General features: G+C 70.3%; 6 protein-coding genes. 5 read left to right on the top strand and 1 reads right to left on the bottom strand.

Annotated features, from left to right (window positions below; genetic code table 11):
- A partial coding sequence (locus AB0I98_RS18545) for a fructosamine kinase family protein (RefSeq protein WP_362942591.1) occupies positions 1–578 on the top strand: 578 nt, incomplete at its 5' end.
- Between the two features lie 120 nt (positions 579–698).
- Here AB0I98_RS18545 and AB0I98_RS18540 read toward each other — a convergent pair.
- Positions 699–2,870 carry a hypothetical protein gene (locus tag AB0I98_RS18540; protein ID WP_362942607.1) on the bottom strand — a complete coding sequence of 724 codons (2,172 nt, stop codon included), beginning with the start codon at positions 2,868–2,870 and terminating at the stop codon, positions 699–701.
- Positions 2,871–3,045: 175 nt separating this feature from the next.
- On the opposite strand from AB0I98_RS18540, the gene AB0I98_RS18535 reads away from it, so the two are divergent.
- The 4 genes from AB0I98_RS18535 to AB0I98_RS18520 all read left to right on the top strand — a co-directional run bounded on the left by AB0I98_RS18535 (position 3,046) and on the right by AB0I98_RS18520 (position 7,308).
- Positions 3,046–4,077 carry a LacI family DNA-binding transcriptional regulator gene (locus AB0I98_RS18535; RefSeq protein ID WP_362942588.1) on the top strand — a complete coding sequence of 344 codons (1,032 nt, stop codon included), beginning with the start codon at positions 3,046–3,048 and terminating at the stop codon, positions 4,075–4,077.
- Positions 4,078–4,196: 119 nt separating this feature from the next.
- Positions 4,197–5,528 carry an extracellular solute-binding protein gene (locus tag AB0I98_RS18530; protein WP_362942586.1) on the top strand — a complete coding sequence of 444 codons (1,332 nt, stop codon included), beginning with the start codon at positions 4,197–4,199 and terminating at the stop codon, positions 5,526–5,528.
- Between the two features lie 14 nt (positions 5,529–5,542).
- Complete coding sequence (locus AB0I98_RS18525) at positions 5,543–6,481, top strand: sugar ABC transporter permease (RefSeq protein ID WP_362942583.1); 939 nt, start codon at positions 5,543–5,545, stop codon at positions 6,479–6,481.
- On the top strand, positions 6,478–7,308 hold the full coding sequence (locus AB0I98_RS18520; protein ID WP_362942581.1) for a carbohydrate ABC transporter permease: 831 nt from the start codon (positions 6,478–6,480) through the stop codon (positions 7,306–7,308). Before AB0I98_RS18525 ends, AB0I98_RS18520 begins: the two co-directional genes overlap by 4 nt.
- Positions 7,309–7,316: the final 8 nt, after the last annotated feature.

The raw sequence follows: 7,316 nt of genomic DNA, 5'->3' as shown, positions 1-7,316 counted from the left end.
CCCGCTTCGGCGGTGAGCTGGCCGCCCTGCACGCGACCGGTGCGCCCGCGTTCGGCGCCCCGCCGCCCGATGGCCCGGTGGACGCGTACATCGGGCTGGCCCCCATGCGTAACTCGCCGGGCACCGACTGGCCGGAGTGGTACGCGGCACACCGAGTGTTGCCGTACCTGCGCCGCGCGGTCGACGACGGCACGATCCGCCCCGCGGAGGCGGCCGTGATCGAGCGGGTCTGCGAGCGGCTGCCGGAGCTGGCAGGCCCCGCCGAGCCGCCCGCCCGGCTGCACGGCGACCTGTGGAACGGAAACGTGCTGTGGGGCGCCGACGGTCACGCCTGGCTGATCGACCCGGCCGCGCACGGCGGACACCGTGAGACCGACCTGGCGATGCTGCGCCTCTTCGGCTGCCCTCACCTGGACCTCGTACTGGACGGCTACCAGCAGACCGCACCCCTGGCCGACGGCTGGACGGACCGCGTGGGACTACACCAGCTCTTCCCGCTGCTGGTGCACGCGGTGCTCTTCGGCCGTGGCTACGCGGAACAGGCCCTGGACGTGGCTCGGGCGGCACAGGCGCGGTGATCCGCCTGTGCCGCCCGGGCACGAGGGCGAGGAGAGCGAAGGGACTGAATCAGCGAAGCCGCTTTCGCGGCGGATGAGAAGGAAGCCCCTTCATGGCCTCGCCACGGGCAACGGTAACAGTCAGTCGGGGATCAAGTCGCGCAGATTTTCGGGGGTGATGATCCGCGAGTCCGGATGCAGACCCTCGGGCCGCTCCAGTCCGATGTAGGTCACGGGCACGTCCGGGACCGTGGCGCCGTCCCATGGCAGCACCGTCGCGCCCATGTCCGCCATCAGACCCGTCAGGTGACGGATCGTCAGCTGCTCGCGCTCCATGATCGCACGCAGCAGCGTCGCGACCGTCACCCGGTTGCCCTCGACCCGGTTGTGCGACGGCATGCCCTTCAGGTAGAGGTGCAGCCACCGGGCATGCCAACGGCCGTCCCGCCCACGCCGGAACGCCAGCGGCAGCGCGACCCGGCCCGGACCGCGCATCTCCGACTTCATCCGCACCGTGCGCGGCTCGAAGGGTCGGCCCTGCTGCTCGGCCTCACGCAGCATGAACCCGAAGAACGACTCCGCGGCCTCCTCGAAACCCTCCCCGGAGAAGATGTTGACCTGCGGCACGATGAACGTGCTCCGCACAGCCCCCAGACGCAGGTTGATGAACTCCGAGGCGCCATCGGGTGCGTCGGTGATGTCGCCGGAGTGCTCGCCCTCAAAATTCCGCAGGTTGGTGTACGACAGCCAGGACACGGTCGTGTACGTGGCGTCCAGCAGCTGCGCCGACAGGTCGTAGTCGGTGACGTGCTCCCTCTGCTTCCAGTAGACGAAGAAGCGCAGCAGTTCGCCGTCGACCGGCGAGACGGAGCCGCGCGGCAGCACGCCGAGGCCGGACGCGGTCGCCTTGCCGCTGAGCGGAAGTGCCACGTCGAGGATGTCGGGATCCACCAACAGCCGCTCCACGGCCGGGAGTCGGCGCCGCGTCTCGGCGTCGAGCGCGGCGATCAGTCGCTTGCGCTCCGCCGGCAGGACCGGCGCACGCGTGTCGTCGGTGACATGGGCGCGGCCGAGGCGATTGACGAACACCCGGCGCCCGCCGGTCCCTTCGGTCCGGTTGTGGAGATGCTCGCGCACCGACAGCACGACCCGGCCGGAGGCCAGCGGGGCGACCTCCTCCGCGGCGGCCACGACGGCATCACGCTCCTCCTGACCGGCGGCCGAGCGCAGCAGCCGGTCCAGCGCGCGGAACAGCTTGCCCGGCGCGGACTTCAGCAGCTGGACCGCACCGGTGACATCGTCCATGGCGAGGAGCTCCTCGACCCGGGCGTCGAAGGACGGCGCCCGCTTCTCGCCGCGGGCGACCGCGAACACCTCGGCGGCGTGCGGCAGTCGCGGGTACTCGTGCGGATGCAGCCGCTCACCGAGCCGCTTGAACGCCTCGCGATGCGCGTGTACGTCGGCCAGCTTGGCCTCGGACGCGGCCACCACGGAGTCGAGTCCCGCCATCAGTGCACGGCGGACCCGGCGGGACAGCCCCCGGAAACGCGTCGGCTCCTGAAGGGTCACGTCACCGTCCGACAGCGCGCAGGCCAGCCGCAGCACATCGGTCACCGTGTCCAGCAGCAGGTCCGAACCGGCCTCCAGGCGGGCCCGGTTGACGACGGCCCGGTTCTCCCGCACCGGGATCGCCTTGGGCTGCGGACCGTGCACGCACAGCCCGGCGAGGACGTCGAGGTCACGCAGGTCGTCCTCGTTGAGCGGCGTGGTGCTGCCGGCCAGGGCGAGATAGAGCGCGGTCACCTCGTCGTCCAGGGCGCCACCGAGGTGCAGGACCGTCATCCGGTCGCCCGCGGCGGCGATCAGCTCCTGGTGCGCGGCGAGCATCTCGGCGTAGGTGTGGCGGTAGTTGCCGTACGTCGGCAGGGTCAGCAGGTTCACCACGCCGCTGCTCAGCTGCTCCAGCGTGCGATCACGCGTGGCGTCGTCGGCGAGGGCCTCGGCGATGCAGCGCATCCAGAAGTCGAAGGTGTCCGGCACGTTGGCCGGGAAGTCGATGAAGTACACGTTGTGCCGGACGTGGTCGCCGACCATCTCGCGGACGGCCGCCAGCGTACGGACGGCCGTGTCGACGACCGTGCCCTCGGACAGCCCCGACAGCCGTTCCAGCAGCTCGGCGGAGAGCTTGAAGCCCACGGACATCAGCGCGGCGTCGAACTGCCGTGCCGCGACGGCGCCTTCGCCCGCGGGACCCGTCGGGGAGGGGAGGCGGCGCGTGTGACGTACGACCAGTGCTTCGGGGCTGTGGACCATTCCGGGATGGTCCCAGAGCCGCAGGCGCACGCGCATGCGAGTTTCAGGTTGGTGGCGTACGGACCATTGACTCGGTCCTGAGCGGCCCTGACACTGACATGACTACGTAGTCATGGGGCTTGGGCCGGTGGCTCGCACGCGCTCATGACTACGTAGTCGCAGACGAGGAGGATGCATGGCGACGACCGCTGCCGAGGGCGGACGACGTCGGCGCGGCCCCGGAATGACGGAGGTCGCCCGGGTCGCCGGTGTCTCGCAGAAGACGGTGTCGCGGGTCGTCAACGGCGAACCGCATGTCAGCCCGGAGGTACGCGACCGCGTCCTGCGGGTCATCCGGGAGTTGGACTACCGCCCGAACAACGCGGCGCGTGCCCTGCTCCTCGGCCGGTACCGACGGATCGGCGTCGTCACGCTGGGCACAGCGCTGTACGGACCGTCCACCCTGCTCAGCGCGCTGGAACGGGCGATGCAGCGGGCCGGTTACTCCTTCGCGCTGGCCGGAACCCTGGAGGGGCAGCGTGTCTCGGTCGCCGTCGAGTCCCTCCTGGAACAGGGCGTGGACGGGATCGTCCTGTCCGAACCGATCGACGAGGGCACCCCGCTCCGGTTCAGCGCGGACGTGCCGGTGGTCAGCCTCGGCGAGGGCATGGAGCTCACCGAAGGGGTGGGTGCCGTGGTCGGCGCCGACGGTGTGGCGGCCGCCCGCATGGCGACCGAGCATCTGCTCGCGCTCGGTCACCGCACGGTCTGGCACCTTCCCGGACCCCAGGACTGGTACGCCGCCCGGGACCGACTGCGCGGCTGGCGCGAGGCACTCGAAGCCGTCGGCGCCCCCGAGCCGCCGCTGCCGGCCGCGGGCGACTGGAGCCCGGCCTCCGGGTACGCGGCCGGTCGCCAGCTGGCCCGACTCTCCGACGTCACCGCCGTGTTCGCCGCCAACGACGACATGGCGATCGGCGCCCTGCGCGCGTTCGCCGAGGCGGGACTGGCCGTCCCCGACGACGTGAGCATCGTCGGCTACGACGACATCCCCGCCGCCCCTTACCTCTCCCCACCCCTGACCACCGTCCGGCAGGACTTCACCGCCGTCGCCGACCACGCCGTCGCCACCCTCATCGCCATGATCGAAGGAAAGTCCCGTCCGGACCGGCACACCGCGCTCGCGGTCGAGTTGGCCGTACGGTCCTCCACCGCACCCAGCCGCTGATCCGTCGGCGGAACAGCCTGCGGCACCCCGCCGCCGGCCCGATCCGCCCTGCCCGCGTGCGCCGCCCGGGACGGCCGCGCACGCGCACTTCCGCAGCCGCACCACGTGAGGAGTCACGTGTGGACACCCCATCACGCCGAACCGTGCTCCGCAGCGCCCTGGGACTGGGAGCAGCCGCCGCACTCGCCGCCTGTGGCACCGGGAGCACCACCGCCCGTACGTCCGGAGACGTGACGCTCGCCCTGTGGACCCACGACCCCGGATACGAGGCCTTCTTCACCAAAGGCATCACCGAGGCCGACCGACTCACCGACTTCCGCTACCGGCTCGAGGTCACCCGCGCCGGGGCCGCCGACCTCGTCACCAAGCTGCTCGCCCAGGCCGTCGCCGGCCGCGGCACACCCGACCTCGCGGGATTCGAGATCGGCAGCTTCCCGCGGATGCTGCGCGGCGACATCGCACCGCGCCTGCTGCACGACCTCACCGCCGACATCGCCGCCGTCCCCGGCCTCCAGAAGGACCTGCTCCCGGCCCGCACCGCGCCGTACAGCATGGACGGCAGCGTCTACGCCCTCGACTCGGACACCCCGATGGTCGTCTACTACTACCGCGACGACCTCTTCACCGAGTACGGCATCCCGGACTCCGTCCCGACCTGGGAGGAGTTCGCCGAACTGGGCGCCCGCGTACACCAGGACCACGGCGCCTCGCTGTGCGTCGTCTCCACCGCGGGCAGTGACGTCGGCCAGCTCGTGCAGTCCTTCCAGATGCTGCTCTACCAGCGCGGCGGAGCCTTCTTCGACGCCGACCAGCAACTGGCCCTCGACTCGGCGGAGGCGGAGGAGGTGCTGCGCTTCCTGTGCGAGGGACTGCGCAGCGGCTTCGTCGTCGACATCTCCGACTACTACGGGGCCGCCATGCAGACGGCCCTGAAGCAGGGCAAGGTGATCGGCCTGCCCATGGCCATCTGGTACAAGAACTACGGCCTGCTGCCCAACGTGCCCGAGCAGAAGGGCAAATGGCGGGTCAGGGCCCTGCCCCGGTTCGCGAAGGGCGGCGGCATCACGGCCGCGGCGGGCGGCACCGGATTCGGCGTCCTCAAGGGCAAGGCCAACACGCGGGCCGCCACGGAGTTCCTTCTCAACACGTGGCTGACACACGACGGCCAGGTCCGCCGCTTCGAGGAGACCGGCTATCTCCCCACCCGCCGCTCCGTCTTCGAGGATCCCCAACTCAACGCCCTCACCGACGAGTTCTGCGGCGGCCAGCGCCTCTTCCGTCTCTACCGCTCGCTGCTCCCGGACGTGCCCGCCTTCCACCAGAGCCCGGACCAGTCGATCCTCTACGACGTCCTCGCGGGCAACCTGCTGCGCGCCTACCACGGCGACCTCAGCCCACGTCAGGCGCTCAAACAGACGGCGGAAGACTTCCGCGACCAGGCCGGACGCTAGGAAGGAGGCCCGACATGACCACCACCATCGCCGGCCGGGCTCACACCGCACGTGAGCGCGTCGACACGGCCCGGACGTCTCCCCGGAAGCGGTCCTGGGCGCCCTACCTCTTCATCTCGCCCTTCTACCTGCTCTACGTCCTGTTCATGCTGATCCCCGTCGCCGTCTCGCTGTGGCTCAGCCTCACCGAATGGGTCGGCCTGGGCACCCCGCACTGGGTGGGCCTGCGCAACTACCGGAACCTCGCCACCGACATCAGCTTTCACCGGGCCCTCGGCAACACGGGCGTCTTCGTGCTGATCTCGGTCTGCGTGGTCGTACCGCTCGCGCTGCTGATCGCCCAGGCCCTCAACACCCGGGGGCTGCGGGTCCGCGATCTGTGGCGGACGGCGTACTTCGTGCCGGTCGTCGTCTCGCCGATCATCGTCGCGCTCGTCTTCGGGCTGATCTTCGACCGGCAGTTCGGACTGCTGAACTCCGTGCTGCGTGCCCTGTTCGGCACCGGTGGCGTCGACTGGCTCGGCGACCCGGGCATGGCCAAGATCAGTATCGGCCTGGTCATGCTGTGGCGCTGGACCGGCTACCTCACCGTCTTCTTCCTGGCCGGACTCCAAGCGGTACCAAAGGAGTTGTACGAGGCCGCCGCGATCGACGGAGCAGGACGGCTGCGCACCTTCGCGACGGTCACCCTCCCGGCGCTGAAGCCGGTGACCGCGTTCGTCGTGGTCACCTCCTTCATCGGCGCCGCGCAGATCTTCGAGGAGCCGTATCTGCTGACCGGCGGCGGACCGGCCGAGTCCACCCTCTCCGTGACGATGTTCATCTACCGGGCCGCCTTCCAGCGCCAGCAGTTCGGGTACGCGGCCGCCGCGGCGGTGGTGCTGTTCGTCGTGGTCTTCGGTCTGAGCACGCTCTTCAACCGTCTCCTCGGCATCGGGAGGGCGACCTCATGAACTCCGGCACACGGACCGGCCGAACCCTGCTGTACACGACGCTCGTCCTGCTGCTCCTGGCCTTCCTGGCGCCGCTGTTGTGGGCGCTGAGCGGCTCGTTCAAGCCGCGCGGCGACATCTTCGCCTACCCGCCCGAGCTGATCCCGGACCCGTTCACCCTGCACAACTACCGTGCCCTGATCGACGATCAGCCCTTCGTGCGCTGGTTCGTGATCAGCACCGTGGTCGCGGTCATCGCGACGGCCGTGTCGGTGTTCGTGTGCGCCCTGGCCGGCTATGGCTTCGCCAAGTTCCGCTTCGCGGGCAAACGGCCGCTGTTCGCGGTCATGTTCAGCTCGCTGTCCATCCCGTTCGCGGTGATCCTGGTGCCGCTGTTCGTGATCCTGGTCAAGACCGGTCTGGGAAGCCCGTGGTTCGCTCTGATCGTGCCCTGGGTGGCGCCCGCGTTCGGCATCTTCATGATGCAGCAGTACATCGTGCAGTCCGTCCCGGACTCGGTGCTCGAAGCGGCCCGTATCGACGGCGCGAGTGAGTTCGGCATCTTCCGCCGCGTCGTGCTGCCCCTGCTGCGGCCCGCGCTCGGCGCGCTGGCGGTGTGGACGTTCCTGCAGAGCTACAACAGCTTCCTGTGGCCGCTGGTCCTGGTGTCCGACAGTTCCCAGTACACCCTGCCCCTCGGCCTGCAGACCCTGTTCGTCTCCGAGCAGCGCCAGTACGACCTGGTCCTCGCCGGAGCCGTCCTCGCCGTCCTGCCCGCCGTCGCCCTCTTCGTCCTGCTGCGCAAACAGCTCCTCGAAGGCCTGTCCACCGGCGCCGTCAAGGGCTGACGCTGCCT

Origin of the sequence: Streptomyces sp. NPDC050211 (genome assembly GCF_040656035.1) — a bacterium.
Lineage (GTDB): Bacteria > Actinomycetota > Actinomycetes > Streptomycetales > Streptomycetaceae > Streptomyces.
Note: the sequence above shows the minus strand (reverse complement) of the source record. Positions and strands in the feature narration are given on the sequence as shown.